Genomic DNA, 23,943 nt, shown 5'->3' with positions numbered 1-23,943 from the left:
CCGCCCGAGGTAAAGAGATCACATGCCCGCGATCAGCTTATCGACCCTTTCGTCAACGCTACGGAAGGGATCCTTACAGAGCACCGTCCGCTGAGCCTGGTCGTTGAGCTTCAGATGCACCCAGTCGACCGTGAAGTCACGGCGCTTCTCCTGGGCCTTGCGGATGAACTCGCCGCGCAGCTTCGCCCGCGTGGTCTGCGGCGGAACCGACTTCGCCTCGAAGATCCGGACGTCCGAGGCGACCCGCTCGACCGAGCCGCGACGCTGCAGGAGGTAGTAGAGCCCCCGCTTCCGATGCACGTCGTGGTACGCCAGATCGAGCTGGGCGACCCTCGGCGACGACAGCGGCAGGTCGTACTTCCGTCTGTAACGTTCAATGAGCTGGTACTTGGTGACCCAGTCGATCTCGCGCGCGACGAGGTCGAGATCGCCGGTGTCGACCGCGCGGAGCGTGCGCTCCCACAGTTCCAGGACTCGCTTGCTCGTCTCGTCGCCGCCCCTGCGGTCGACGAAGTCCTTCGCCTTGACGAGGTACTCCTCCTGGATCTCCAGCGAGGAGGCCTCGCGGCCGTTCGCGAGCCGGACCCGGCGGCGCCCGGTCATGTCGTGGGACACCTCGCGGATCGCCCGGATCGGGTTCTCCAGCGACAGGTCCCGCATCACGACGCCGGCCTCGATCATGCGCAGCACCAGGTCGGTGGCGCCGACCTTGAGCAGCATCGTGGTCTCGCTCATGTTCGAGTCGCCGACGATGACGTGCAGGCGGCGGAACCGCTCGGCGTCGGCGTGCGGCTCGTCCCTCGTGTTGATGATCGGCCGGGATCGGGTGGTCGCGGACGACACGCCCTCCCAGATGTGCTCGGCCCGCTGCGACACGCAGTAGACCGCGCCGCGCGGCGTCTGCAGCACCTTGCCCGCCCCGCAGATGATCTGCCGGGTGACGAGGTACGGGATCAGCACGTCGGCCAGCCGGCCGAACTCGCCGTGCCGCCCGACGAGGTAGTTCTCGTGGCAGCCGTAGGAGTTTCCCGCGGAGTCGGTGTTGTTCTTGAAGAGGTAGATGTCCCCCGCGATGCCCTCCTCCCGGAGCCGCTTCTCGGCGTCCAGGAGGAGTCCTTCGAGGATGCGCTCCCCCGCCTTGTCGTGGGTGACCAGCTCCACGACGTTGTCGCATTCAGGGGTGGCGTACTCAGGATGGCTGCCCACGTCGAGATACAGACGTGCGCCGTTGCGGAGGAAGACGTTGCTCGATCGGCCCCAGGACACCACTCGACGGAACAGGTACCGCGCGACCTCGTCCGGCGACAGCCTCCGCTGTCCACGGAACGTGCAGGTGACGCCGTACTCGTTCTCGAGCCCGAAGATGCGACGATCCATCACATCACCCTATTCCCCGAAGGCGACAAGCGGATAGGGATCGGTCACAGGTGTGTCGACGTACGGCTACCGCGGCGTGCGCGTGGCGGTAGCCGTACCCGGTCACGACGCGTAAATCTCCACGACCTTCGCGATCTGGTGGTTCTTCACTGTCACCAGAGCGTACAGACCGCCCTTGACCGCGCGTGAGATGAGCGTGTCACGGGAGCAGCTCTGGGTGCCGACGTACTGGCCGTTGATCGTCTGGTCCTTGCCGTCGCAACCGACGGCGCTCAGGAAGACCACGTTCTTGGCGACCGGCGCGGCGAAGGCCATCGCGTCGCCCTCCGCCGGCCCCTCGAACCGGCCCTGGTTGGTGCTCGGGTCCTTGACGAACTTGATCGGGACGTACTCGGCCACGTTCGCGTCCTGCATGGTCCGCAGCTCGGCGCGGATGACGCCGTCCCGGCTGGGGCTGACGCCCTTGGTGAAGTCGTGGCCGGGGTCGGCCTGGAACTGCTCGCCGAAGACCGGCGGGTTCTTGCCCGTGATCGGCGGCCAGTCGTCGTCGGCCGGGTCGTCGAAAACGCCGCTCGCGGCGGACTCGGACGCCGACGGCGACGCGTCCGGGGCCGGCTCGGAGGACGGCTCCTCGGACGGGGAGGGGGGCGCCGTCACCGTCACCGTGGCGGCGGGTGCGGCGTCGGTGCCGGACCCCGAGCAGGCGGCCAGCGAAAGGGCGGAGACGGCGATGGCGACGGGGACACCCACCCGCCGGAACGCACCGAACGTCGTAAAGTCCGTGAATATGGTCATAACCGCATGAGACTAGCGAACCCTGGGTTGGGTTTGTCCGCGCTCCGTGATCTTCGCCACTGACGCGCCGCCGGCGCGGCGGACGCGGAAGGCCGCGCCCCCTGAGGGGCGCGGCGGGGGCGGAGAACGTCGGGGCTACTCGCCGGAGCCGGTGTCGATCTCGCCCTCGGGGCCGATCGGCGGCTGGGTCTCGGGGGCGGGAGCCGGGGACGGCTCGGCGGGCGGTGTGGGGAGCTCGGTCTCCTCGAGCAGCCGCTGCAGGCGGGGACCGGCCAGCCGGAGGAACTTGCGGTGCTCGCGGTTGCGGTCGAGCACCGCCACCTCGAGCTGGGCCGGGGCCGGGCGCTCGCCTCCCGGCTCGGTGAGCGCGAACAGCGCGGCCTCGAGCGCCTGGGCGAGCGGCAGGCCCTCCCGGTAGCGCTCCTTCAGCCGGCCGCTGACCGCCTCGGCCTGACCGCCGATGACGGCCATGCCCTGCTCGTCGAAGACCGAGCCGTCGAAGGTGAGCCGGTAGATCTGGTCGCGTTCCGGCTCCTCGCCGACCTCGGCGACCACGATCTCCACCTCCAGCGACTTGATCGACTCGGTGAAGATCATGCCGAGTTGCTGGGCGTACAGGTTGGCCAGCCCGCGGCCGGTCACGTCGCTGCGGTTGTAGGTGTAGCCGTTGATGTCGGCGTAGCGGATGCCGGCCAGGCGGAGCGACTCGAACTCGTTGTACCGCCCGACGGCCGCGAACCCGATGCGGTCGTAGATCTCGCTGATCTTGTGCAACGCCTTGGACGGGTTGGGCGCCACGAACAGGATGCCGTCGGCATACTGCATGACGACCACGCTGCGGCCTCGCGCGATGCCCTTCCGCGCGTATTCCGCGCGGTCCCGCATGATCTGCTCGGGTGAGGCATATCCAAAGGGCATGGACACCGGTGGTGATCCTCTCTTCGACTTATCGCAGCGGGGCGGTCGGGCCGTCGGGGTCGGTCATCCTGCCGTCGATCAATCGCTGGACGTACTCCGCGACCTCATCGTCGGACAGGCGGCGGTAACCGTCCGCGGTGATCACCGCGACCACGGGCCAGATCTTCCGCGTCACGTCCGGCCCGCCGGTGGCAGAGTCGTCGTCGGCGGCGTCGTAGAGCGCCTGCAGGCAGGTGAGCACGACGTCCTCGGCGGAGGAGTTCTCCCGGTACAGCTTCTTCAGCGAACCGCGCGCGAAGATCGACCCGGAGCCGATCGAGTGGTACTGCCGCTGCTCGTACGGCCCGCCGCCCACGTCGTATCCGAAGATGCGCCCGGCGTCGCGGTCGGGATCGTACGCGGCGAAGAGCGGGACGACCACGAGGCCCTGCATCGCCATGGCGAGATTGCCGCGGATCATGGTGGCCAGGCGGTTGGCCTTGCCCTCGGTGGAGAGCGAGCGGCCCTCCATCTTCTCGTAGTGTTCAAGCTCGACCCGGTAGAGCCGGGCCAGCTCGATGCCGGTGCTCGCGGTCCCGGCGATGCCGACGCACGAGTAGTCGTCGGTGCGGAAGACCTTCTCCATGTCCCGCTGGGAAATGATGTTCCCGGAGGTGGCGCGCCGGTCGCCGGCCATCACCACGCCTCCGGCGCAGGTGGCGGCGATGATGGTGGTGGCGTGCGGGATCTGGTCCTCGACCGGGACGGCCAGCGCCTGCGCGCGGGTCGGCAGCAGGTCCGGTGCGTACGCGCCGAGAAACTCGGTGAACGACGGCGATCCCGTGTTCGTGAAGAGGTTGTTCATCCAGGCCTGCTGAGATGCCACGCGACTCCCTCCAAGCGTGCGTTGTTACGAACCGACCCTACTCATGTCGCGGCGCTGGTTGCACTCTTCCCGATCAGCTAAGGGCGAACCACCCCAACGCGGAAGCCCTTACCGGACAGGCCGACTCGTTCTTTACCGTCACGTCATCACGTGCGACTGTCGATTTGTCTGTACGTCCTAACCTCTACGAGGAGGCCGTCCATGAGACCTGCGTTCGCGGTGGTGGCGGGAGCCGTACTGGCTCTGGCGGGGTGCGGGACCGGCGGTGGATCCGGTGGCGGGTCAGGCGGGTCAGGCGGTGAGGTCACGCTCGTCATCACGGCGAACGCCATCTCCGGCGGCAAGAACTCCGAGTCCGCCGAGTGGACCGAGAAGTGGGTGATCCCCCGGTTCGAGGCCGCGCAGAAGGCCGCAGGCCGTGCCGTCCGGGTGCGCTTCCAGCCGAGCGGCGTCGCCGACGAGCAGTACAAGACGAAGATCGCGCTGGACCTCAAGTCGCACTCGGGCGCGGACGTGATCGATCTGGACGGCATCTGGGTCGGCGAGTTCGCCCAGGCCGGCTACGTGAAACCGCTCGCCGACGTGGCCGGGCCCGAGGTGGACGCGTGGGAGGGCTGGGCGCGCATCCCGCCGGCCGTACAGGGACTCGGCGTCTTCGACGGGAAGCGGTACGCGCTGCCGCAGGGCACGGACGGGCGGGTCCTCTTCTACAACAAGAAGCTGTTCGCCGCGGCCGGCCTGCCCTCCGACTGGCGGCCGAAGAGCTGGCAGGAGATCCTCGACGCGGGCGCGGCGCTCAAGCGGGCCGGGGTGCCCGTGCCGATCCAGATCGACGCGGGCACGGCGATGGGCGAGGCCACGACCATGCAGGGGATGCTGCCGCTGCTCGCGGGCGCCGGGGCCGAGATCTACGCCGACGGCAGGTGGACGGGCGCCACCCAGGCGGTGAAGGACGTGCTGGGCTTCTACCGGCAGATCTACACGACCGGGCTCGGCGATCCGCGGCTGCAGCAGGAGGCGCAGGGCCGGGACAAGTCGTTCGCCCGTTTCGCCGAGGGCAAGGTCGGCATCCTCGCGGAGGGCGACTACTTCTGGCGTTCGGTGATCGACCCCAAGACCGGGGTCGCGCCGATGGCCACCCGCGACTCCGACGTCGGGTACGCGCTGATCCCGGCGGAGCGCCCCGGCGCGGGCATCCGCGGGCAGGACGCGGTCAGCATGTCGGGCGGCGCCGTACGCGTGGTGAACCCGTTCTCGAAGAACCCGAAGCTGGCGTGGGAGCTGCTGTCGTTCATGCACTCGGCGGAGGCGACGACGGCGCAGCTCGCGGGCGCGGTCCGGATCACCTCGCGCACGGACGTGAACGACAAGGTGCTGAGCGTCGACCCGATGCTCAAGTTCGTCTCGGACGAGGTGCTGCCGATCACCGCGTACCGGCCGCCGCTGGCCGTCTATCCGCAGGTCTCGGTCGCCCTGCAGGAGGCCACCGCCGAGGTGGTGTCCGGCCGGTCGGTCGATGAGGCGGCCGCCGCCTACCAGCGCAAACTCGAATCCATCGTCGGCGCCGCCAACGTCTCCCGATGAGCCGCCTCAAGGGCGCCCCGAGCCCGCCGGGCGAAGCGAGGCAAGTAAGCACGTTCGTGCTGCCGGCACTGGTGTTGATCGGGGTGTTCCTGGTCTTCCCCGCGTTGTGGACCATCTATCTGGGGCTGACGGACTACCGGCTCACGGGATTGGAGGCGGCCGAGCCGCAGGTGGTCGGGCTGGACAACTACACCTCGGCGCTGGGTGACGAGCGGTTCCGCGGGTCGCTGTGGCTGACGGTGCAGTTCGTGCTGGGATCGGCGGTGATCGGGCAGGCGGGGCTGGGGTTCGCGATCGCCTGGGTGCTGCGGGACCGCCGGGGGCCGGTGAAGCGGGTGGTGTTCGCCCTCGCCTACCTGCGGCTGCTCCGTTCCCGCCACGCGGAGGCCGCCCCATGAGGGAGCACTTTCGGCATGTAGTGGCGGTGATCGGGCGGGCGACGTTCCTGGCCGCGGTGCTGGGGTTCTTCGCGTTGCCGCTGCTGTGGCTGGCGACGGCCCCGTTCGACGCGCGGCCGGGGATCGCGGTGTCGGTTCCGGAGTTCACGCTGCGAAACTTCCAGGCGTTGCTCGACAATCCGTACGCGCTGACCTCGCTGCGGAACTCGCTGATCCAGGCCGGGGGAAGCGCGGTGCTGGTGGTGACGCTCGCGGCGCTGGCGGCGTACGCGCTGTCGCGGGCGCGGGTCCCGGGCCGGGACGCCCTGCTGTACGTGCTGTTGCTGCTGTCGTCGGTGGTGTCGGGCACGGCGGCGATGGTGCCGCTGTTCGAGCTGGCGACCAGGCTGGGCCTGATCGACACGCATCTGGGCGTGGTGCTGACGTTGTCCGGCGGCCTGCTGCCCGCGGCGATCTTCATCATGAAGGACTTCATGGACGGCACGCCGACCTCGTACGAGGAGTCGGCGCGGGTGTTCGGCGCGTCGTCGGGGCAGATCCTGCGGCACGTCGTGATCCCGCTGGTCCGGCCGGGTCTGGCGACGATCGCGGTGTGGGCGGTGGCCAACGTGTGGGGCAGCTTCCTGCAGCCGTTCATCCTGCTCCGGGATCCGGAGAAGGCGCCGGGGGCGGTCATCCTCTACACGCTGTACACCGAGGGCGGCGCGCCGCGGCTCGACCTGATTTCCGCGTTCTCCCTGCTCTACTCGCTGCCGGTGGTGGTCATGTACGTGTTCGTCAGTCGCCGGTACGGCTTCCGCTTCCACGGAGGGATCAAGAGTTGATCGCGTTGCGCGGGCTGACCAAGGAGTTCCCCGGCGGGGTGCGGGCGCTCGACGGGCTGGATCTGGAGATCGCCGACGGCGAGTTCTTCGCGCTGCTCGGCCCGTCCGGGTGCGGGAAGACGACGCTGCTGCGGACGATCGCCGGCCTGGAAACCCCGACGTCCGGAAATATCTGGATCGGCGGGACCGAGGTGACGTCCGTCCCGCCGGGCAAGCGGGACGTCGCCATGGTGTTCCAGGACTACGCGCTGTTCCCCCACATGGATGTCACGGCCAACGTCGCCTATCCCCTCCGGATCAGGAAGGTCCCCCGGGCCCGGCGCGAGGCCAGGGCGGCCGAGACCGCCTCCCGGCTCAGCCTCTCGGAGCTGCTCGCCCGCCGCCCCGCCCAGTTGTCCGGCGGGCAGCAGCAGCGGGTGGCCCTGGCCCGGGCCGTCGCCTGCCACCCGAGGGCGTTCCTCTTCGACGAGCCGCTGTCCAACCTCGACGCGCGGCTCCGTCTGGAGGCGCGCACCTTCCTCAAGCGGCTCCAGCGCGAGCTCGCGGTGACCACCGTCTTCGTCACGCACGACCAGGGCGAGGCGCTGGCGCTCACCGACCGGATCGCCGTCATGTCGGCGGGCCGTTTCACCCAGGTCGGCACGCCGACCGAGGTCTTCCAGCGGCCGGCGAACACGTTCACGGCCGCGTTCATCGGCTCGACCCCGATGAACCTGCTGCCCGGTACGGCGGGGGACGGCGCCCTGCGCGTGGCCGGGGCGGTCCTCCCCCTGCCGGGCGGTGTCCCGGACGGCCCGATCGTGTACGGCGTACGCCCGGAATACATGGATTTATCGCTCACGCCGCGAGCAGACGCGTTCGCGGGGAAGGTAGCGGTCGTGGAGAACCTCGGCACGGCGCATCTCGTCACTCTCGAATCCGGAGAACACCTGATCCAGACCGTCGTCCCCGAGGGCGCGGAGCCGTCCCCGGGCACGGCCGCGTGGGCGGTCCCCCGGCCCGGCCGCGCGCTCGTCTACCGCGATGACCGGCTGGTATCCCCCTGTCCCGCGAACGGTGCGAACCGATGACGGCGATCAGAGGTGTGTGGACGCTCGACGACCGGGTCCGCGGCCCGGTGCGGGAGGTGCCGGTCGAGCTGCCCCCGGGCACCGCCGCCGTGACCATGCGGCTCTCCTACGACCGGTCCGCGGGGACGCTGGACCTCGGCTGCTCCGGTCCGGGCGGCTTCCGAGGCTGGTCGGGCGGCGCGCGTTCGGAGTTCACCATCGGACCGGTGTGGGCCACGCCCGGATACCTGCCCGGCGAGATCGAGCCGGGTGTGTGGTCGGTCCTCCTCGGGCTCTACCGGATCCCGGCGGAGGGCCTGCCGTACGAGATCAGCGTGATCCCGCACCGGCGCCCTCCGGCGATGCCGCGCGACCATCCGGTCGCCGGCGTCCGGGTGCCGCGCGTTCAGCACCGGGAGCCGGCCGCCTCCCGTCGCGGGCTGCCCGCACTGGAGGGGCTGCGCTGGCTCGCCGGCGACCTGCACGCGCACACGACCCACTCCGACGGCTCGCTCGGCGTGCACGAGCTGGCCTGCCTCGCCGCCGACCGCGGTCTGGACTTCCTCGCCGTCACCGACCACAACACCGTCAGCCACCACGCCGAGCTGGCCGCCGCCTCGGCGCTGGCCGGGCTCCTTCTCGTCCCCGGACAGGAGGTGACCACCGATCTCGGGCACGCCAACGCGTACGGCGACATCGGCTGGGTGGACTTCCGTACCGGTCCGGACGAGTGGGCGAAGGCCGTGCGCGAGCGGGGCGGCGTCCTGTCGGTCAACCACCCGGTGGCGGCCGACTGCGCGTGGCGGCATCCGTGGGCCGCGGAGCGGCCGAGGGTGGCCGAGCTGTGGCACTGGAGCTGGTGGGACCGCACCTGGGGCGCGCCGCTCGCCTGGGGCCAGGCGTGGGCGGAGGATCTCGTGGTGGTCGGGGGCGGCGACTTCCACCGGCCGGAGGAGGGGCATCCGCCCGGAGCGCCGGCGACCTGGGTGCTCGCGGACCCGGCGGCGGGAGCCGAGGGGGTCGTCGCCGCCGTGGCGGAGGGCCGCACCGCCGTCTCCGCCGCGCCGGACGGGCCGCTGCTGCTGCGCCACGGCGACGAGTTCCTCGCGATCGACGCGGACGGCCTGGTCCTGTGGGGTCCCGAAACGCGCGCGGTGGTCCGGGGCGAGCGGGCCGCGTTCCCGGCGGGCCCCGGTACGCACCGGCTGGAGACCCCGGCGAACGAGGTCATGGCCCTGTGCACCTGACACCCGGGCCCGGTCCGCCGCATGCCGGGGCGCTTCCCAGGGAATCTGTACCTGGTCACAAATCCGACAAAGAGCTCATTCGCCCATTTCTTCCGGGCGATCGCGCCCACTGCGATTGGGGGAGCCATGAAGATCGCCGTCATGGGGCTGGGGGTCGCCGCGCAGGTGATGTACCTGCCGCTGCTGGCCCGCCGCAGGGACCTCTTCGAGCTCAGCGCCGTCTGCGACCTGGACGACGCCCACGCCGCCAGGATCGGCGGAGAGCTGGGCGTGACCGCGTACGGCGATCCCATGGTGCTGCTCGACAGAGGCGGCTTCGACGCGCTCATCGTGCTCACCAACGGAACGCACGCCCCGTTGGTCCGGGCCGCCCTCGACCGCGGCTACTGGGTGCTGTGCGAGAAGCCGCTCGCGTACAGCAGGGCCGAGCTGGACGCCATCCCGGCCGACGCGCGGCTGATGGTGGGCTACATGAAGCAGTACGACCCGGCCAGCCAGCGGATGGCCGAGGTCCTCCACGAGGCGGGCGGCCCGGAGTCGGTACGGCATCTGGACGTGACCGTGCTGCATCCGTCGAGCGAGTCCCAGCTCCTCTTCGCCAAGGCGCGCACCTCGCACCCCTCGCCGGACGCGCTCGCGCCGTACGTCGAGGTGGACGAGAAGGCGGTCACGACGGCGCTCGGCCCGCGGGCGCCGCAGCGGCTGAGACGGCTCTACTCCCAGGTCGTGCTGGGCAGCCTCTGCCACGACATGGCGCTGATGCGGATGTTCACCGGCCCGCCGACCGGGGTGGACCACGTGGCCGTCTGGCCGGACGACGTCTTCCCGCCCTCGGTGGAGGCGAACGGGGACCTGGCCGTCGGCAGGTACAGCCTGCGCTGGCACTACCTGCCGGGATACCCCTCCTACCAGGAGCACGTGATCATCCACCACGAGCACGGCTCGCTCGAACTCGACTTCGCGTCGCCGTACCTGATGAACACGCCCACGACGCTCACCTCGGTGACCCGGCTCGGGACCACCGAGCGGAGGATCGTGTTCCGGGACATCGCGGAGGCGTTCGAACGGCAGCTCGTCGCCTTCCACCGGTTCGCCACCCAGGACGAACCGCCACTCACCGGACGGGACGGCGCCCTGAGCGATATCGTCACGGCGCAGCGGATCGTCCGCCGCCTCGCCGAGTCCGCCGGACTGCCGATCGGAGGCGAGGCGGCCACACCGGAGGCCTCCCCGGACGTGGGCGCGCCGGCCACCACGTCCCCGGCGACCTCGCCGACCACGACCTGAACCGCGTCGCCCGGCTGTCACTACCCGCAGCGCCTCGTCCGCCGCCCGGCCGCGCGGACCAGCCCGTCAGGAGCACACGTGAACGCCCCCCACGAGATCGTCGTCGTCCCGCACACGCACTGGGACCGCGAGTGGTACCTGCCCTTCCAGCGGTTCCGCATGGGACTGGTCCGCATGCTGGACGAGGTCCTCGACATCATGGCGGCCGACCCGCTCTACCGCTTCACCGTGGACGGGCAGCTCGCCGCCGTCGAGGACTACCTGGAGATCCGCCCGGAGCGGCGCGACGACGTCAGGAGGTTCGTCGAGGAGGGCCGCCTCGCCGTCGGCCCCTGGATGATCCTCGCCGACGAGTTCCTCTGCTCCGGCGAGACCCTGATCCGCAACCTGGAGTACGGCATGCGCGGCGCGGCCGCCCTCGGCGGGGCCATGCGGGTGGGGTACCTGCCCGACCAGTTCGGGCACTGCGCGCAGATGCCGCAGATCCTCTCGCTCGCCGGACTGCGCCGGGCGTGCCTGTGGCGCGGCGTGCCCGCGTCGGTGCGCCGGGACGCCTTCGCGTGGACCGGCGCCGACGGCTCCACCGTTGAGACCCGCTACCTGCCCGGCGGGTACGGCAACGCCGTCGCCCTGTTCAGCGGCCCCGGCGAGGGGCTGCCCGACCGGCTCTCCGCGTTCGCCGCGTCCATGCGCCCGTGGCGTCCGGACGGCCCGCTGCTCGCCATGTACGGCGCCGACCACTCCGCCCCGGCCGCCGAGATCACCGGACACGGTCCGCGCGTCGCCACCCTCGAGGAGTTCCTCGACCTGGCCGGCGCCCCCGCGGACCTGCCGGAGGTGCGCGGCGAGCTGCGCTCCCACGCGCGGGCGAACATCCTGCCCGGAGTCGTCTCGGCCCGCGTCCCGATCAAGCAGGCGATGGCCCGCGCGGAACGCGTCCTCATCCGGTACGCCGAGCCGCTGTCCACCCTGTGGTCGGCCGACCACACCGCGTCCGCCCGGCTGCTCGACCTCGCCTGGCGGCGGCTGATCGCCTGCTCGGGGCACGACTCGGTGACGGGGTGCGGTGCCGACGCGACCGCGCAGCAGGTCGCCGCCCGGATCGCCGAGGCGGAGCAGATCGGCCAGGCCGTGGTGGACCTGGTGAGCGCCACGCTGGCCGCCGAGTCGCCGCGCGGCGCGCTGGTCGTGGTCAACCCGTCGCCGTTCGAACGAACCGCGCTGGTGCTGGCCGACCTGCCCGAGCACCGCTCGCGGCTGACGGACTCGGCAGGGGACGCCGTGCCGATCCAGCGGCTGGAGCACGCGCCCACGCTGCTCGACGAGACCGTCATGGACGATCTCTCCCAACTCCTCGGCCGGGTGCACGAGCGGGAGCTGTTCGGGCACGAGATCGTCTCGTGGGAGGCCGCGTACGGCGTCTTCACGATCACCGTGAGCCGGCACGCCTCCGGAGACTACGCGTACGAGGACCTGCGCCGGGCCATCGTCGAGGCGGGTCCCGGCCCGTGGACGGTACAGACGCTGGCCGAACCGGTCGTCACCGTCGCGGCGCAGGTCACCGTGCCGCCGCTGGGCCGCTCCGTCCTGACCGCGGAACCCGCTTCCTGGGGTTCCGTCCCGCTGACCCGCACACCCGAGGCGGCGGCCGCCCTCGCCGCCCCCGAGAACACCCTGGACAACGGACTGCTGCGGGTGACCGTCGCCGACGACGGCACGCTCTCGCTGTACGGCCGGGACGGGACCGAGGCGCACGGCGTCGGCCGGATCGCGCACGGCGGCGACGTCGGCGACACCTACAACTACGCGCCCCCGCCGGGAGACCGCGTCATCGACCGCCCCGCGTACGTGAAGGTCGAGGAGATCTGCCGAGGGCCGCTCGTGTCCGTGCTGGAGGTCTCCCGGTCCTACGAGTGGCCCGTGGGCGCCCTGTCCGCCGAATGGGGCGCGTCCCGCGACGAGAGCGTGAACACCGTCGTCACCACCCGGGTGGAGCTGCGGGCGGGCGAGCCGTTCGCCCGATGCGCGATCGATCTCGACGTCCGCTGTCGTGATCACCGCCTCCGGTGGCACGCGCCGCTCCCCCGCCCGGCCGCCGAGTCGTTCGCGGAGGGCCAGTTCGCGGTCGTACGGCGCGGCCTGACCCCGGTGGACGACGCGGCAGCAGGTGCGGACAAGGCCGGAGGCTCCGGTGAGCGGCCGATCCCGACCTTCCCCGCCGAGGGATTCGTGGCGGCCGGCGGCCTCGCGGTGCTGCTCGACCACGTCACGGAGTATGAGGTGCTTCCCGCCGGGCGAGAAGGCGGCACGGATGGTGCGTCCGGGCGTGCGGAGCTGGCCCTCACCCTGATGCGGTCGGTCGGATATCTGTCACGGAACCGGAACCCCTATCGGGACGAGCCCGCGGGACCGGAACTGGCGACACCCGCCGCCCAGTGCCAGGGGCCGTTCTCGGTGCGGTTCGCCGTCCTCCCCTATGCGGGCGGCTGGGCCGAGGCGGACCTGCCGCGCCTGGCCGAGGAGTACCGCCACGATCTGCTCGCCGTCCCCGGAGCGGGAAACGCCCCGAAGCCGGTCGCCACGGCTGCTCCTGAACGGAGGAACCGCGAGATCGCGGTGTCGGGCGAGGGCGTCGTGATGGCGGCGCTGCGGGGGCGGGACGGCCTCTTGGAGGTCCGCCTGGTCGCCGAGCATCCGACAGCGACAGAGGCCGTGATCCGCGGCGATTTCACGGCCGCGCGCCTGGCCGACGCCCTCGGCTCCCCCACCGCACCCCTTGCGGTCTCGGCGGGCGTCGTACGGCTCCCGCTGCGTCCCTTCGAGATCGCCACCGTTCACCTCTCGGCCTGACCGGCGACGTCAGGCGAACACCGGGTGCCGGCCCGGGCCCGGAGTCCGCGGATCACGTCCGCGATCTCCTCCGGACCCGGGCCTCCCCTTCGCGGCCGTTCCCGGCCTTACTGTCCGCCCTTCTGGACGTACGACCTCACGAACTCCTCCGCGTTCTCCTCAAGGACCTCGTCGATCTCGTCGAGGATGGAGTCGACATCGTCGCTGAGCTTCTCGTGGCGCTCCTGAACATCGGAAGTCGGCTGCGCCTCGGTCTCCTCGACCTCGCTCTCCTGACGACCCGTCTGCTTCTGGCCGCCGGTGTCCCTCGTCGCCATATGGATACCTCCGCTCGGGGGATGCCTCTCTCTCGTATCTTCCCCGAACCGGCGACAATTCGCGCGGATCGCCCGCGATCTTTCGCCCAGCTCGGGGAGCGGTCCAGACACTCAACCCTCCGCGCGGCCGGAAAGCAAGCCCGCGTCCCGCCCGCGGAGGCCGGGCGGGCATGCCAAGATCATCGCGGAGACCGGATCGTTACCCCCACCGGGGCCGTACCCCGGACAACCGTGATCCTTTTTACGACCACAATATGTATCCGGGAGACATTGGGGCCGTGTCGTGTCAGGGGGTGGCTCATGGGGACGGATCACGAACTGCTGGGGGATCGCTATCGGCTGCTCTCCGCCGTTCGCCGCGGGCGGGAGATGGTCATGTGGCACGCGCATGACCTGCGGCTGCGGCGCAACGTGGCGATCAAGGAGCTGCGGCCGTCCCACGAGGAGGACGAGACCGACCTGCAGACGGCGCGGCGGCGGGCGCTGCGCGAGGCCCGGTCGGCCGCCCGGCTGAGCCACCCCGGCGTGGTGACCGTGCACGACCTGCTGGAGGCCAACGGCCGGCTGTGGATCGTCACGGAGCTCCTCGAGGGCCTCACCCTGGAGGAGACGGTCCGCCACCTCGGCCAGTTGCCGGCCCATTGGGCCGCCTGGGTCGGGTTCCAGCTCCTCTCCGGCGTACGGCACGCCCACGAGACGGGCGTGGTCCACGGGGCGATCGAGCCGGCGAACGTCCTGCTGACCGAGGACCGCGTCGTGCTGACCGACTTCGGGATGGCGGCGATCGACGGCGCGGGTTCGACCACGCTCCCGATCGTCCGTACGGCGGCCTATCTGGCCCCAGAGCGGGTGACCGGCGCGGCGCCGACCGTGGCGGCGGACCTGTGGTCCTTCGGGGCGACGCTGTACCGCGCCGTGGAGGGCCGCCCCCCGTACGGCGAGACGAGGTCGCTGGCCGATCTGGTGCGCGCTCTGGGGAGTGAACCCGCGCCGTCACACCGTGCGGGTCCGCTCCGCCCCGTCCTCGAGGGCCTGCTGCGGCCGGACCCGGACGCCCGGCTGACCGCCAAGGAGGCGGTCTCGCTGCTGATCGGCGTGCTCCGGCGGCTGGGCATCTCGGCGGCGCCGCCCGGCCGACGGCCCGAAATTCCTCCGGCTCGCACCTTTACCAAGTAGATTTTCGCCGGGCCGGCGTCACTTGTCGCCGGTCAGGGCCGCCACGAGGGCGGCGGCGGTGCGGCAGCGGTCGAGCAGATCCCCGACGTGGGCCTTGGTCCCGCGCAGCGGCTCCAGGGTCGGCACCCGCTGGAGGGACTCCCTGCCGGGGATGTCGAAGATGACCGAGTCCCACGACGCGGCCGCCACGGAGTCGCTGTACTGGCGCAGGCAGCGGCCCCGGAAGTAGGCGCGGGTGTCGGTGGGCGGCAGCTCGATCGCGCGCTCCACGTCCGGCTCCTCGACGAGGCGCTGCATCCGGCCGCGCGCGACCAGGCGGTTGTAGAGCCCGCGGTCGGGCCGGATGTCGGTGTACTGCAGGTCCACGAGCTGGAGCCGCGGGTGCGACCAGGGCAGGCCGTCCCTGGTGCGGTAGCCCTCCAGCAGTTCGAGCTTGGCCACCCAGTCGAGCTCGCGCGAGAGCTGCATCGGGTCCTCGGCGAGCCGGGTGAGCACCGACTCCCACCGGTTGAGAACATCCTTGGTCATGTCGTCGACGCCCGCGCCGTAGCGGTCCTCGACGTACTTGCGGGCCTGCTCCAGGTACTCCATCTGGAGCTGGACGGCCGTCATCTTGCGGCCGTTGCGCAGGGCGATCTCGTAGCGGCAGGTCGGGTCGTGGGAGACCGCGCGAAGGGCCGCCACCGGCGACTCGACCGAGAGGTCCTGGGTGAGGAAGCCGTCTTCGATCATCGCGAGCACCAGCGACGTCGTCCCCAGCTTCAGATATGTCGAAATTTCCGACATATTGGCGTCGCCGATGATGACGTGCAGCCGGCGGTACTTCTCCGGGTCGGCGTGCGGCTCGTCCCGGGTGTTGATGATCGGCCGCTTGAGCGTCGTCTCCAGGCCGACCTCGACCTCGAAGAAGTCGGCGCGCTGGCTGATCTGGAAGCCCTCGCCGCGCGAGTCCTGCCCGATGCCGACCTTGCCCGCGCCGCAGACGACCTGGCGCGAGACGAAGAACGGCGTCAGGTGCCGCACGATGTCGGCGAACGGCGTCGCCCGCCGCATCAGGTAGTTCTCGTGGCAGCCGTAGGAGGCGCCCTTGGCGTCGGTGTTGTTCTTGTAGAGCTGGATGGGCGCGTTGCCGGGCATCGCCGAGGCGCGGACGGCGGCGTCGTACATGACCCGCTCCCCCGCCTTGTCCCAGATCACCACGGCACGCGGGTTGGTGCACTCGGGTGTGGAGTACTCCGGGTGGGCGTGGTCCACGTACAGGCGCGCGCCGTTGGTCAGGATCACGTTGGCGAGGCCCAGGTCCTCGTCGGTGAGCTGGCTCTGGTCTGCCACCTCCCTGGCGAGGTCGAACCCCCGGGCGTCGCGGAGCGGGTTCTCCTCCTCGAAGTCCCACCGAGCCCGGCGAGCTCTCGCGGCCGAGGCCGCAAGGTACGCGTTGACGACCTGTGAGGAGGTCACCATCGCGTTCGCCCCCGGCTGCCCGGGTACGGCAATGCCGTACTCGGTCTCGATGCCCATCACCCGCCGTACCGTCATGCGCACCCCGCCTGCTTTAGGCCGTCGTTCCGCCGTTATATCCCCGAGCCTAGCCTCTTCTCTATGCCCGGCTACCGGACAGTTACGGCACAGATGCTTCCTTTGTTTGCGTAGCGGCCCCCGCCACCGGTGCGGGAGGGGGCGTCGCGGAAACCCCGTCGCGCAGCCGGATCCGGTCCAGCGAGGCGCCCAGGGCGGCCCGCAGCCACCGCTGTCCCGGCCGGTCCACCAGCCGGTAGATGAGGTAGGCGACCGCGATCGAGGTCGCCATGGTGAGGCCCACCAGCGGCCAGCGGCCGATCGAGTCCTTCAGGCCGGGGATGAGCACGGCCGAGACGTTCTGGTGGATCAGGTAGAGCGGGTAGGTGAGCGCGCCGAGGGTGGTCAGCGCCCGCCACCGCAGCCAGCGGAGCCAGCCCAGCGCCACCGCCGCGATCAGCAGGAAAATCAGCGTGATCGCGATGATCGCGCCCTCCGGGGGAGCCGGATAGTGCGCGAACCCGATCATATCCACCCGGCCCTTGATCCGTTCGGTGGCCGCGAGCAGGCACAGCCCGTACGACACGCCCACGAAGGTCCACAGCACCAGCGTGGAGCCGAACCGGTAGATCAGGTAGAACGCCATTCCGGCGATGAAGTAGGGCGCCTGGCGGGGCATGAACAGGAAGGTCAGCACGTCGTTGTGGGTGCCCTCGGCGAGGACCACAAGGATGAGCCAGGCCGCCATGAAGCCGAGGCATCGCCGCAGCGTGATGCCGACCAGCGTGAACAGGCCAACCAGGATGTAGAACCTGAGCTCCACCCAGAGCGACCAGAAGACGGCGCCCGCGTGCCCGATGCCGGTTCCGCCCTGCAGCATGGTCATGTTGACCAGGTAGTCGCGGAGCGACAGCTTGGGGTCGAAGCCCTTCACGCCGACGAACGTGTACATCACGAAGAGCGCGATCACGACGAACCAGTACGCGGGGTACAGCCGGGAGACCCGGGAGACCACGAAGTCGCCGAGGCTGTGCCCCCACGCGCTCATCAGGATGACGAACCCGCTGATGAGGAAGAACAGCTCGACGCCGAGGATGCCGAGTGTCGTGACGCGGTTGACGCTCGAGAACAGTGCCGTGGGGTAGTCGTCCCAGAGCGACTTGCTGGCCGCCATGAAATGGAAGGACATGACGGCGAACGCGGCGATGAAACGCAGCACGTCGAGTTCGACGAGGCGTGGCCCCCTCGTCGTACGGCCCGCGGCCGGACCATGCGCAGGCACATACGTCACGGGCGCACACCTAGGTAGATCACGCCCCTTTGACGTAAATCCGATCTCCCCGGTTCCCCGAAATTTCCGGAATCCTCACGCCACTTTCCGGAAATTAGTACATTTCACCCTAAATGACGCGCTTCCGGATATACGGAAAGGCCGGGAGGGAGATCCCCTCCCGGCCTTCGGTGTACCGGAGCCGGCGACTAGAGGTACTGGCCGGTGTTGGCGACCGTGTCGATCGAACGGCCGGCCTCGGTGCCCTGCTTGCCCTGCACGAGGGTGCGGATGTAGACGATCCGCTCGCCCTTCTTGCCGGAGATGCGGGCCCAGTCGTCGGGGTTGGTGGTGTTGGGCAGGTCCTCGTTCTCGGAGAACTCGTCCACGCAGGCGGCCAGCAGGTGCGCGATCCGCAGGCCCTTCTGCTTGGTGTCGAGGAACTCCTTGATCGCCATCTTCTTCGCCCGGTCCACGATGTTCTGGATCATGGCGCCGGAGTTGAAGTCCTTGAAGTAGAGGACTTCCTTGTCGCCGTTGGCGTAGGTCACCTCGAGGAAGCGGTTCTCCTCGCTCTCGGTGTACATCCGCTCGACGACCCGCTGGATCATCTCCGCGATCGTGCTCTCCCGGCTGTCACCGTGCTCGGTGAGGTCCTCGGGGTGCAGCGGCAGGTCGCTGATGAGGTACTTGGAGAAGATGTCCCGCGCCGCCTCGGCGTCCGGCCGCTCGATCTTGATCTTGACGTCCAGGCGGCCGGGCCGCAGGATCGCCGGGTCGATCATGTCCTCGCGGTTGGACGCGCCGATGACGATGACGTTCTCCAGGCCCTCCACGCCGTCTATCTCCGACAGCAGCTGGGGGACGATGGTGTTCTCGACGTCGGAGGAGACGCCGGACCCCCGGGTGCGGAAGATCGAGTCCATCTCGTCGAAGAACACGATCACCGGGGTGCCCTCGGACGCCTTCTCCCTCGCCCGCTGGAAGACCAGGCGGATGTGCCGCTCGGTCTCGCCGACGTACTTGTTCAGCAGCTCGGGGCCCTTGATGTTGAGGAAGAAGCTCTTGCCGGACTGGCCGGTCTTCTCCGCGACCTGCTTGGCCAGGGAGTTGGCGACCGCCTTGGCGATGAGCGTCTTGCCGCACCCGGGCGGGCCGTACAGCAGCACGCCCTTGGGCGGACGGAGCTTGTGCTCACGGAACAGGTCGGCGTAGAGGTAGGGCAGCTCGATCGCGTCCCTGATCTGCTCGATCTGCCGGGAGAGGCCGCCGATCTCCTCGTAGGAGATGTCCGGCACCTCCTCGAGCACCAGCTCCTCGACCTCGGACTTGGGAATGCGTTCGTAGACATAGTTGGAACGAGGTTCGAGCAGGAGCGAGTCACCGGCGCGGACCGGCTGGTCCTTCAGCGAGTCAGCCAGCTTGACCACGCGCTCCTCGTCGGCGTGCGAGATCACCAGCGCGCGCTCGCCGTCCTCGAGGAGCTCCTTCAACATGACGATCTCGCCGACGTCTTCGAAGCCGAGTACCTCGACCACGTTGAGCGCCTCGTTCAGCATGACCTCCTGGCCACGCCGGAGCGAGTCCACGTCCACGGCCGGGCTGACGTTCACCCGGAGCTTGCGGCCCCCGGTGAACACCTCGATCGTGCCGTCCTCCCTCGTCTCCAGGAAGACGCCGAACCCGGACGGCGGTTGCGCCAGCCGGTCGACCTCTTCCTTCAATGCGACGATCTGGTCTCTGGCCTCCTTGAGTGTCGAGACCAACCGTTCGTTCTGCCCAGTGAGGGCGGCCACCTGGGCCTGTGCCTCATGGAGACGCTCTTCGATGACCCTGGCCTGGCGAGGGGACTCTGCCAGCTTCCGCCGCAGTGCGGTGATCTCCTCCTGCAGGAAGGAGACCTGCGTTGTGAGGTCGGCGACCTCCCGTTCGCGCTGCGCGGCCCGAGCCTCAGCGTCGTCGCGAGCTGCCACGCCCCGTCACCTCCTTCCCCGTCGAGAACGACTACTCAAGACCCTACCTATCTTGCCGCTGTACGTAACCTGGCCGGGCAGTGTTCGTGTAGTTACATCGGGTGTCCGGTGTTTAGCACCGAATGGACGGTTTATTCAGGTGAGCATTAGGGACACACCTAGTTGTTCCCAAATCACGCGGTTTTGCCGGTTTGTGGCTGAATCGTCATATCGAGTCGGTCCCCTCTCCGTACGCCCCCTTGGCGGGGCGCCTGCGCCTCGGCGGCGGCGTGACGCCGTCCGCCATGCGGCGAGCCGTGACAAGGAACCCGGTGTGCCCCACCATGCGGTGGTCGGGGCGTACCGCGAGCCCTTCCACATGCCAGTCGCGAACCAAGGTCTCCCACGCATGGGGCTCCGTGAAACTCCCGTGTTCCCTGAGGGTTTCAACGGTTCTTGAGAGCTGTGTGGTCGTCGCGACATAACAGCAGATCACGCCACCGGGGGTGAGCGCCTTGGCCGCGGCGTCGACGCACTCCCACGGGGCGAGCATGTCGAGGACGACGCGGTCGACGTCCTGCTCGTCGAGGGCGGAGACGAAGTCGCCGACCACCAGCCGCCACTGGTTCATCGGGCCGCCGTAGAACTTCTCCACGTTCTTGGTGGCGACCTCGGCGAAGTCGGCGCGCCGCTCGTAGGAGGTGACCGAGCCCTCCGCGCCGACGGCCCGCAGCAGGAAGCACGTCAGCGCGCCCGAGCCGACCCCCGCCTCGACCACACGGGCCCCGGGGAAGATGTCCGCCATGGCGACGATCTGCGCGGCGTCCTTCGGATAGACCACCGCCGCGCCGCGCGGCATCGACACCGCGTAGTCCTGCAACAGGTGACGGAAGGCGACATACGCGGTGCCTCCCGACGAGCGGACCACAGAGCCCTCGGGCTGCCCGATCAGGTCGTCATGCGGGATGGAGCCCTTGTGGGTGTGGAAGACGCCACCCTCTTTCAACGTCACCGTGTGCCGCTTGTCCTTCGGATCGGTGAGCTGAACCTGATCTCCGGCCTGGAACGGCCCGTGCCTGCGAAAACCCATGGCGCCAAGGCTATCCGTGTTCGACCTGTACCAATCGCGTCCCGGCCCCGCCCCGTCTCCTCCCCCGGTCTTCCGGGCCGCCGCGTCCGTAACCCTGTCGCGGCGAATCGGCTCACGCTGGTAGAACCACCGTATGTACCCCGAAAACATGGTTTCCGCCGGGCCGTACACGCTGCGCAGGGCCGTGGAGGCCGACGCCGACGCGGTCGCGCGGGCCTGCGACAACCCCGAGACCGCCCGGTTCCTCCCGGTAATGCCGTCGCCGTACACCCGCGAGGACGCACTGAACTGGATCAACGAAATCTCCCGCGCGACGTGGGAGGGCGGGGGCGCGGACTACGCGATCACCGATTCGGACACCGGCGAGTTCCTCGGCGCGGCCGGGCTCAAGCCCGCCGACCGGTTCGGCAACAGCGAGGTCGGATACTGGGTGGCCCCGTGGGCGCGCGGCCGCGGGGTCGCCACCGCCGTCACCCGGGCGCTGGCCGAGCTGGCCTTCGCCCAGGGCGTCCCCCGGGTCGCCCTGCAAGCCGACGTCGAGAACATCGCCAGCCAGCGGGTCGCATGCGCCGCGGGCTTCCGGCGCGAGGGGGTGCTGCGCGGCGCGTCGAACCGGCGCGACGGCTCGCGCGCCGACGTGGCGTACTTCGCCCGCCTGACGTCCGATCCCGGCGACGCGATCCGGCCGTACCTGCCCTTCTTCCCCGGCGACGAGCTGACCGACGGCGTCGTGCGGCTGACGCCCCTCACCGTCGCGGACGCCGGCGACTACAACGCCACGGTGTCCCTCCCCGACATCTACATGCGCCGCGTGCCCCCGGAGCCGCCGCAGTACGCCGAGTCCGAGGAGCGCTGCCGGTACGCCCGCCATCGGTGGCTGGCCGGCCTCGCGGCCGAGATGGCGATCCGGGACGCCGTCACCGGCGAGTACGCGGGCGACATCCAGCTCGCGAACGTCGTCCCGCCACTCGACCAGGCGATGATCGGCTACGGCCTGCGTCCCGAGTTCCGCGGGCGCGGCCTGGTCACGCGCGCCGTGGACCTGCTCGCGGACTGGGCGTTCACGCACACCCGGCTGCGCCGGCTCATCGCGGGCACCGCGCCCGACAACCCGGCCTCGCAGCGGGTGCTGGAGCGCGCGGGGTTCGTCCAGGAGGTGCTCGTCAAGGGCCTGCTGCCCGGCCCCGACGGCACCCGCGTGGACGACATCCAGTGGTCGCGCACCCGCTGAACCCCGACCGATACTGCGTCAGTCGGCGCCGAACGCCGCCCTGAGCTTGGCGAAGGCGGCGTCGGTGCCGAGCAGCGCGCGGTCGATCTCCTCGTCCGTGTGGGCGGTGGACAGGAACCAGTTGTGCCAGGGGTGGAGGTAGACGCCCTCGCTCAGGCAGGCGGCCGCCCACCGCATGCCCTTCTCCAGGGTGGCGTCGTCCGCGAAGGACAACCAGGGGATCGACACCGGGCCGGTCTGCTTGATCACGAACCCGTGGGAGGCCGCCTGCGCGGCCAGGCCCTCCCGCAGGCGGGTCCCCGCGCGCTCCATGAGGGCGGGGCCGTCGGTCTCGCGCAGGATCTCGATGGTCGCCTTGGCCGCCGCCATGGCGGTCGCCGAGAACCAGAAGGATCCGGTGGAGTACAGCGTCTGCGCCGGGCCGCGCAGGGCGTCCACACCGGTGACGGCGGCGATCGGGAAGCCGTTCGCCATCGCCTTGCTCCACGCGGTCAGGTCCGGGCGGACGCCGAAGGGCTCCCAGGAGCCGCGCAGGTCGAGCCGCCAGCCCGCGCGCACGTCGTCGATGACCAGGGCGGCGCCGATCCGGTCGGCGAGGGCGCGCAGCCCCCGGGCGAAGTCCGCCTCGGCGAACTCCTGGTCCTCGAACGAGTCGTGCTTGAACGGGGTCACCAGGATCGCGGCGACGTCCCCCGCCTCCTCCGCCGCGGCCTCCGCGCTCGCCAGGTCGTTGTACGTGAACTCGACGGTGTCGGCCCGCTGGTTCGGGGTGGTGCCGGACAGGCCGGGCGTGCACCAGGGGTCCGCGCCGTGGTAGGCGCCGTGCGCGACCAGCGCCTTGGTCCGCCCGGTCGCCGCGCGGGCCACCATGAGCGCCTGCGTGGTGGCATCGGTGCCGTTCTTGGAGAACATCGCCCAGTCCGCCGACGGGATCAGGTCGACCAGCAGCTCGGCCAGCTCGACCATGACCGGACCCGGGCCGTTCAGGCAGTCGCCGAGCGCCTGCTGGGCCGCGGCGGCGGCCTCGACCCTGGGGTTGCGGTGCCCGACGATCATCGGCCCCCAGCTGCACATCAGGTCGACGTACTCGCGGCCGTCGGCGTCCCACTGCCGGGCGCCTTCGCCGCGTACGAAGAACTGGGGGTAGGCGTCGCCGTGCAGGGCGGCGTTGAGGTGGCCGTACATGCCGCCGGGGACGACCTTGGCGGCGCGTTCGCGCAGCGACGCGTCCGAGAATCCGGTCACGGGAGAGCTCCTTCGTCCTGTCGGGGTGGTCACAGGGTGGCCGGGTCGAGCCCGGCGAGGCCCGCGTCGCTGCCCAGTCCTCCGGCGACCCTGGCGGCGAGCGCGGTGCCGAGCCGGGCGGCGCCGACGGCGTCGCGGCCCCCGAGGAGGCCGGCGATGTAGCCCGCGCAGTACGCGTCGCCGCAGCCGGTGGTGTCGACCACCGGGACGTCGAGCGCGGGGATCCGGACCCGGCCGCCGGCGGTGGCCACCAGGCTGCCCTCGCCACCGAGCGTGATCACCGCGCCGGACGGTCCCGCGGCGAGCAGGGCGCCGGCCGCCTCCTCGACGTCGCCCGCGCCGGTCAGCATGAGCGCCTGCTCCTCGTTGGGCAGGACGTGGTCGACGTGGGGAAGGAAGGTCCGCGCGCCGGCGACGAGGTCCGGCATGTTGGACAGCAGGTCCATCGTGACCACCGTGCCGCCCGCGCGGGCCTCGTCCAGCAGGGCGAAGAACGCGGGGTCGTGCAGGCCCCAGGTGACGTCCATGCCGCCGAGGTGGAGCACGGACGCCCCCAGGACGCGGTCCTTGTCGAGGTCGGCCGTGGCCAGCCCGAGGTTCGCCCCCGGCACGTGGAAGGACGGGCGGCCGCCGTCCGGCCGGATCGGCAGGATCGACGCGGCGGTCTGCTCGCCCGGCCTGCGGGCGATCCCGGAGACGTCCACCCCGCGCCGTCGCATGATCATGACGAGGAAGTCGCCGAGCTCGTCGTCGCCCACCACCCCCATGGAGGCGACCGGGAGCCCGATCGCGGCCAGGTCGACCGCGGTGCCCGCGGCGGCCCCGGCCGCCGTGATGCGGATCTGTTCGAGCAGATGTGTGTCCTGGCCCTGAGGGATGGATTCGACCGGGCGGGCCAGTACGTCCACGATGTGGACGCCGAGGGTGACGACCGTCATGCCCGGGATAATAGA

At 70.5% G+C, this 23,943-nt stretch carries 20 protein-coding genes; 9 read left to right on the top strand and 11 right to left on the bottom strand.

Annotated features, from left to right (window positions below; all coding sequences use genetic code 11):
- Positions 1 to 18: 18 nt before the first annotated feature.
- The 4 genes from pafA to prcB all read right to left on the bottom strand — a co-directional run bounded on the left by pafA (position 19) and on the right by prcB (position 3,934).
- Complete coding sequence (pafA, locus tag AWQ71_RS12620; RefSeq protein ID WP_067131841.1) at positions 19 to 1,377, bottom strand: Pup--protein ligase; 1,359 nt, start codon at positions 1,375 to 1,377, stop codon at positions 19 to 21.
- Positions 1,378 to 1,479: 102 nt separating this feature from the next.
- Positions 1,480 to 2,172: a hypothetical protein gene (locus tag AWQ71_RS12615; protein ID WP_157570316.1), complete on the bottom strand. Its 693-nt coding sequence runs from the start codon at positions 2,170 to 2,172 to the stop codon at positions 1,480 to 1,482.
- Positions 2,173 to 2,307: 135 nt separating this feature from the next.
- Positions 2,308 to 3,090 (bottom strand): proteasome subunit alpha, encoded by a 783-nt coding sequence (gene prcA / locus AWQ71_RS12610; protein WP_084258851.1) that lies wholly within the window; start codon positions 3,088 to 3,090, stop codon positions 2,308 to 2,310.
- 28 nt (positions 3,091 to 3,118) lie between these two features.
- Positions 3,119 to 3,934 carry a proteasome subunit beta gene (gene prcB, locus AWQ71_RS12605; RefSeq protein WP_067131832.1) on the bottom strand — a complete coding sequence of 272 codons (816 nt, stop codon included), beginning with the start codon at positions 3,932 to 3,934 and terminating at the stop codon, positions 3,119 to 3,121.
- Between the two features lie 222 nt (positions 3,935 to 4,156).
- Between prcB and AWQ71_RS12600 the strand changes: the two genes are divergently transcribed.
- The 7 genes from AWQ71_RS12600 (at position 4,157) to AWQ71_RS12570 (ending at position 13,194) form a co-directional block, all read left to right on the top strand.
- Positions 4,157 to 5,539 carry an extracellular solute-binding protein gene (locus tag AWQ71_RS12600; protein WP_067131829.1) on the top strand — a complete coding sequence of 461 codons (1,383 nt, stop codon included), beginning with the start codon at positions 4,157 to 4,159 and terminating at the stop codon, positions 5,537 to 5,539.
- Positions 5,536 to 5,937: a carbohydrate ABC transporter permease gene (locus AWQ71_RS12595; RefSeq protein ID WP_245658246.1), complete on the top strand. Its 402-nt coding sequence runs from the start codon at positions 5,536 to 5,538 to the stop codon at positions 5,935 to 5,937. The genes AWQ71_RS12600 and AWQ71_RS12595 overlap by 4 nt, the downstream gene beginning before the upstream one ends.
- Entirely contained in the window at positions 5,934 to 6,761 is an 828-nt protein-coding gene (locus tag AWQ71_RS12590; RefSeq protein WP_067131825.1) for a carbohydrate ABC transporter permease, read from the top strand. The genes AWQ71_RS12595 and AWQ71_RS12590 overlap by 4 nt, the downstream gene beginning before the upstream one ends.
- Positions 6,758 to 7,831 (top strand): ABC transporter ATP-binding protein, encoded by a 1,074-nt coding sequence (locus AWQ71_RS12585; protein ID WP_067131822.1) that lies wholly within the window; start codon positions 6,758 to 6,760, stop codon positions 7,829 to 7,831. Before AWQ71_RS12590 ends, AWQ71_RS12585 begins: the two co-directional genes overlap by 4 nt.
- Positions 7,828 to 9,057: a CehA/McbA family metallohydrolase gene (locus AWQ71_RS12580; RefSeq protein WP_067131819.1), complete on the top strand. Its 1,230-nt coding sequence runs from the start codon at positions 7,828 to 7,830 to the stop codon at positions 9,055 to 9,057. The genes AWQ71_RS12585 and AWQ71_RS12580 overlap by 4 nt, the downstream gene beginning before the upstream one ends.
- A gap of 126 nt (positions 9,058 to 9,183) precedes the next feature.
- Entirely contained in the window at positions 9,184 to 10,344 is a 1,161-nt protein-coding gene (locus tag AWQ71_RS12575) for a Gfo/Idh/MocA family protein (protein WP_067131816.1), read from the top strand.
- A gap of 78 nt (positions 10,345 to 10,422) precedes the next feature.
- On the top strand, positions 10,423 to 13,194 hold the full coding sequence (locus AWQ71_RS12570) for a glycoside hydrolase family 38 N-terminal domain-containing protein (RefSeq protein ID WP_084258820.1): 2,772 nt from the start codon (positions 10,423 to 10,425) through the stop codon (positions 13,192 to 13,194).
- Between the two features lie 107 nt (positions 13,195 to 13,301).
- Here the strand turns inward: AWQ71_RS12570 and AWQ71_RS12565 are convergent, their stop codons facing one another.
- The gene (locus AWQ71_RS12565) at positions 13,302 to 13,511 is read right to left on the bottom strand and encodes a ubiquitin-like protein Pup (RefSeq protein WP_067131813.1); all 210 of its coding nucleotides are present in this window, start codon (positions 13,509 to 13,511) and stop codon (positions 13,302 to 13,304) included.
- Positions 13,512 to 13,811: 300 nt separating this feature from the next.
- On the opposite strand from AWQ71_RS12565, the gene AWQ71_RS12560 reads away from it, so the two are divergent.
- Positions 13,812 to 14,687: a serine/threonine-protein kinase gene (locus AWQ71_RS12560; protein WP_067131811.1), complete on the top strand. Its 876-nt coding sequence runs from the start codon at positions 13,812 to 13,814 to the stop codon at positions 14,685 to 14,687.
- 18 nt (positions 14,688 to 14,705) lie between these two features.
- Here AWQ71_RS12560 and dop read toward each other — a convergent pair whose 3' ends face one another.
- The 4 genes from dop to AWQ71_RS12540 form a co-directional block, all read right to left on the bottom strand.
- Positions 14,706 to 16,223: a depupylase/deamidase Dop gene (gene dop / locus AWQ71_RS12555; protein ID WP_067131808.1), complete on the bottom strand. Its 1,518-nt coding sequence runs from the start codon at positions 16,221 to 16,223 to the stop codon at positions 14,706 to 14,708.
- 82 nt (positions 16,224 to 16,305) lie between these two features.
- Positions 16,306 to 17,493 (bottom strand): acyltransferase family protein, encoded by a 1,188-nt coding sequence (locus AWQ71_RS12550; RefSeq protein WP_245658245.1) that lies wholly within the window; start codon positions 17,491 to 17,493, stop codon positions 16,306 to 16,308.
- A 188-nt stretch (positions 17,494 to 17,681) separates the two neighbouring features.
- Positions 17,682 to 19,445 carry a proteasome ATPase gene (gene arc / locus AWQ71_RS12545; protein WP_067131803.1) on the bottom strand — a complete coding sequence of 588 codons (1,764 nt, stop codon included), beginning with the start codon at positions 19,443 to 19,445 and terminating at the stop codon, positions 17,682 to 17,684.
- Between the two features lie 205 nt (positions 19,446 to 19,650).
- A complete protein-coding gene (locus AWQ71_RS12540) occupies positions 19,651 to 20,514 on the bottom strand; it encodes a tRNA (adenine-N1)-methyltransferase (protein WP_067131800.1) in 864 nt (287 codons plus the stop codon).
- A 133-nt stretch (positions 20,515 to 20,647) separates the two neighbouring features.
- Between AWQ71_RS12540 and AWQ71_RS12535 the strand changes: the two genes are divergently transcribed.
- A complete protein-coding gene (locus AWQ71_RS12535) occupies positions 20,648 to 21,745 on the top strand; it encodes a GNAT family N-acetyltransferase (protein WP_067131797.1) in 1,098 nt (365 codons plus the stop codon).
- A gap of 18 nt (positions 21,746 to 21,763) precedes the next feature.
- Here AWQ71_RS12535 and AWQ71_RS12530 read toward each other — a convergent pair whose 3' ends face one another.
- Both AWQ71_RS12530 and AWQ71_RS12525 read right to left on the bottom strand, forming a co-directional pair.
- Entirely contained in the window at positions 21,764 to 22,990 is a 1,227-nt protein-coding gene (locus AWQ71_RS12530; protein WP_067131794.1) for an aminotransferase class III-fold pyridoxal phosphate-dependent enzyme, read from the bottom strand.
- 29 nt (positions 22,991 to 23,019) lie between these two features.
- On the bottom strand, positions 23,020 to 23,928 hold the full coding sequence (locus AWQ71_RS12525) for a carbohydrate kinase family protein (RefSeq protein WP_067131791.1): 909 nt from the start codon (positions 23,926 to 23,928) through the stop codon (positions 23,020 to 23,022).
- Between the last annotated feature and the right edge of the window lie 15 nt (positions 23,929 to 23,943).

It is taken from the genome of Microtetraspora malaysiensis, assembly GCF_001528665.1.
In the GTDB taxonomy this organism is placed as follows: domain Bacteria; phylum Actinomycetota; class Actinomycetes; order Streptosporangiales; family Streptosporangiaceae; genus Microtetraspora_A; species Microtetraspora_A malaysiensis.
The sequence above is the reverse complement of the archived record's forward strand: the minus strand, read 5'-3'. Positions and strand labels throughout refer to the sequence as shown.

Bases quoted from the DNA above. Each gene is read 5' to 3' on its own strand.
- AWQ71_RS12565 (WP_067131813.1), bottom strand. From the start codon at position 13,511: ATGGCGACGAGGGACACCGGCGGCCAGAAGCAGACGGGTCGTCAGGAG.
- AWQ71_RS12580 (WP_067131819.1), top strand. From the start codon at position 7,828: ATGACGGCGATCAGAGGTGTGTGGACGCTCGACGACCGGGTCCGCGGC.
- AWQ71_RS12590 (WP_067131825.1), top strand. From the start codon at position 5,934: ATGAGGGAGCACTTTCGGCATGTAGTGGCGGTGATCGGGCGGGCGACG.
- AWQ71_RS12535 (WP_067131797.1), top strand. From the start codon at position 20,648: ATGTACCCCGAAAACATGGTTTCCGCCGGGCCGTACACGCTGCGCAGG.
- AWQ71_RS12595 (WP_245658246.1), top strand. From the start codon at position 5,536: ATGAGCCGCCTCAAGGGCGCCCCGAGCCCGCCGGGCGAAGCGAGGCAA.
- prcA (WP_084258851.1), bottom strand. From the start codon at position 3,090: ATGCCCTTTGGATATGCCTCACCCGAGCAGATCATGCGGGACCGCGCG.
- dop (WP_067131808.1), bottom strand. From the start codon at position 16,223: ATGACGGTACGGCGGGTGATGGGCATCGAGACCGAGTACGGCATTGCC.
- pafA (WP_067131841.1), bottom strand. From the start codon at position 1,377: ATGGATCGTCGCATCTTCGGGCTCGAGAACGAGTACGGCGTCACCTGC.
- AWQ71_RS12525 (WP_067131791.1), bottom strand. From the start codon at position 23,928: ATGACGGTCGTCACCCTCGGCGTCCACATCGTGGACGTACTGGCCCGC.
- AWQ71_RS12540 (WP_067131800.1), bottom strand. From the start codon at position 20,514: ATGGGTTTTCGCAGGCACGGGCCGTTCCAGGCCGGAGATCAGGTTCAG.
- prcB (WP_067131832.1), bottom strand. From the start codon at position 3,934: ATGAACAACCTCTTCACGAACACGGGATCGCCGTCGTTCACCGAGTTT.
- AWQ71_RS12560 (WP_067131811.1), top strand. From the start codon at position 13,812: ATGGGGACGGATCACGAACTGCTGGGGGATCGCTATCGGCTGCTCTCC.
- AWQ71_RS12615 (WP_157570316.1), bottom strand. From the start codon at position 2,172: ATGACCATATTCACGGACTTTACGACGTTCGGTGCGTTCCGGCGGGTG.
- AWQ71_RS12600 (WP_067131829.1), top strand. From the start codon at position 4,157: ATGAGACCTGCGTTCGCGGTGGTGGCGGGAGCCGTACTGGCTCTGGCG.
- AWQ71_RS12575 (WP_067131816.1), top strand. From the start codon at position 9,184: ATGAAGATCGCCGTCATGGGGCTGGGGGTCGCCGCGCAGGTGATGTAC.